Annotated in this window: 2 protein-coding genes; both read left to right on the forward strand. The window is 35.5% G+C overall.

Features of this window, described 5'->3' with window-relative positions; all coding sequences use genetic code 11:
- Positions 1–573, forward strand: a 573-nt coding sequence (locus RWM19_RS08970; protein WP_313986179.1) for a PD-(D/E)XK motif protein, incomplete at its 5' end; no start/stop codon positions are given.
- Between the two features lie 117 nt (positions 574–690).
- Positions 691–2,676 (forward strand): AIPR family protein, encoded by a 1,986-nt coding sequence (locus RWM19_RS08975; protein ID WP_313986181.1) that lies wholly within the window; start codon positions 691–693, stop codon positions 2,674–2,676.
- The last annotated feature ends 37 nt before the right edge of the window (positions 2,677–2,713 follow it).

The following is a 2,713-nucleotide window of genomic DNA, read 5'->3' on the forward strand; positions in this document are numbered from 1 at the left end:
AGGTTATTGGATCATAAAAGTAATGCGATTTTAGACAGTAACAGACAGAAAGGTCTCATTGGAGAGTTACTTTTCTTAAAAGAAAAAATAGAGAATGGAATGTTACCATCGGATGCTTTAGCAGGATGGGTTGGTCCAGAAGGAGCAGATCAAGATTTTGTTTATGCAGATTGTTGGTATGAGATTAAATCTACTGGAGCTTCATCTTCTGAAATATCGATCTCTTCTGTTGAACAATTAGACAGAGATGACGAAGGGGAATTAGTTATTTATCGTATTGATAAATGTGCACCGGATCAATCAGGATCATTCACCTTGTATGGATTGGTTCAGGAAGTGATAGAACTTATTTCACGATATGGCGAAAATCCTGATGAGCTTACCTTGAAACTTGGCGCAGGTGGTTATATTGATATGAAAGAATATGATAAACAGCATTTTAGTATGTCTTCAACACAAATATATACTATAAATGAATCATTTCCGAGGATACGAAGAGTTGATGTTCCAATAGAAATAACAAATACTATCTATCAAATATCTATACATAGCATAGATAGCTGGAAGAAGTAACAAAAATAGAAGGTTATTAGCATGGATTCTACGGAATTTAAAAAAGAGTTTTTAGAAAGTGTAAAAACCGCAGCATCTGTCACTGGAGAAGGGTCATGTGCATCCTTTGTAGATACTATGGCACAGTATCTAATTGATGCGGAGGTATTATCCAATTTCACGCCATCTTTTTATAAGGGTAAAAGTGGACGTAGTAATTATAGGGTAGACGGATATGTATACGACGAGTTCGATAGTACAATGAATCTAATTATTGCAAATTTTGATGGTAATGAATTGGAACGTCGACTTACTGGATCAGCTGCAGATAAGGATTTTGGCCTACTCATGAAATTCCTTGATGTAGCTTTGACGACTAATCTATACCAAGAAATAGAGATGAGTACGCCATGTGCAGATTTAGTTGATCTATTAAGATGTAACAAAGAGATAATTCGTAAATATCGTTTTATTGTATTTACTGATGCAGATATGAGTACTGCAATAAAAGAAGTAAAAATTGATGATTATAACTCAATTCCTGTAGAAGGTCAGATTTGGGATATCGATCGTTTATTCAGAGTCTGCTGTTCAGAACAAAGCCGTCAAATTATTGAGATTAACTTTAAGGAGTATTGTGGAGAAGGTATTCCATGTATAGAGGCTAGTTCTGCGTCTACAGAACAGTATAGTAGTTATTTGGGAGTAATTCCTGGAACTGTTTTGGCTGATATATACGATAAGTATGGTAGTAAACTCTTAGAGGGAAATGTCAGGTCATTCTTATCTACTAAAGTAGCAGTCAATAAGAAAATAAGAGGAACTATCCTGAATAATCCAAAGATGTTTTTTGCATTTAATAATGGAATTTCAGTAACTGCAATGAACGTTGAGATAGAAGATACTAACCACGGTAGATTTATCACCTTTGTTAGAGACTTTCAGATTATTAATGGTGGACAGACAACGGCATCGATTTCAAATGCAAGATATAAAGATAAAGCAGATTTGTCATCTATTTTCGTGCAAATGAAATTGACTTCAATTGATGAATCAACACCAGAAGAATCAGACGAGTTGATCAAGAATATTTCTAGATCTTCGAACAGTCAGAATAAGGTTAGTGATGCAGACTTTTTTGCATCTCATCCATTTCATCGTCGCATGGAGCAAATATCAAGACACTTATTTGCTCCGGCATCTGAAGGCAAACAGTATGAAACAAAATGGTTTTATGAAAGAGCAAGAGGACAATATCTGCAAGAACAGATGCGATTGACACCTGCAAAGAAAAAACAATTTGAGTTTCAACACCCTAAAAATAAGGTGATTAAGAAAACAGATCTTGCGAAGGTCCAAAATACATGGAGAGGATTTCCTCAGATTGTGAGTAAAGGTGCGCAGACAAATTTTAATTCGTTTGCAGAGTATATAGATGAGCAGTGGAATACAAATGATGAGCAGTTTAATGAAAGATATTTCCAAACTACGGCAGCATTGATTCTTTTGTTCCAATATTTAGAGAAGACTATACCAAAACAGCCTTGGTACGAGGGTGGATACCGTGCAAATATCATATATTACACATTGGCACAATTTAGAAGATTGTTACATAGCCAATATCAAGGACAAGAACTTGATTTGATGTTGATATGGAATAGACAGAGTGTGCCCGAACAAGTGGGTACAGTTTTAATAGCATTGGCAGAGTTGGTCCTTCTGCGAATAACTGATCCGTCAAGAAAAGTTGCAAACGTTACTCAGTGGTGTAAGAGAAATGATTGTTGGGAAGATGTGAAGAAGATACATATAGATATTCCTGCAGAAATTGAGAATTGTTTAATTACTATCGATGAACAGAAAGCGGCACTGAAATCTGCTAAGAAGGAGCAGAAGTTTGTAAATGAAATCCAAGCACAGTCAGAGGTGGTTAATTATCCTGTAGAAATGTGGATGCGACTATCAAAGTTTGTTGTTAGAAATCATATGGTCACACCGACAGATGTATCTGCATTAGCTATGGCATGTAAAATGCCTGTAAAAATACCAAATACATATCAAAGCAAGCGATTACTTGAATTGCTACACAAAGCCTCCGAAGAAGGCTTTAATATTGAAGCGTAAGAAGGAGGAACGATGTTTAAAACAATAGATTTGTTTG

The sequence above is a fragment of the uncultured Solobacterium sp. genome, from assembly GCF_963517755.1.
GTDB lineage: Bacteria > Bacillota_I > Bacilli_A > Erysipelotrichales > Erysipelotrichaceae > Bulleidia.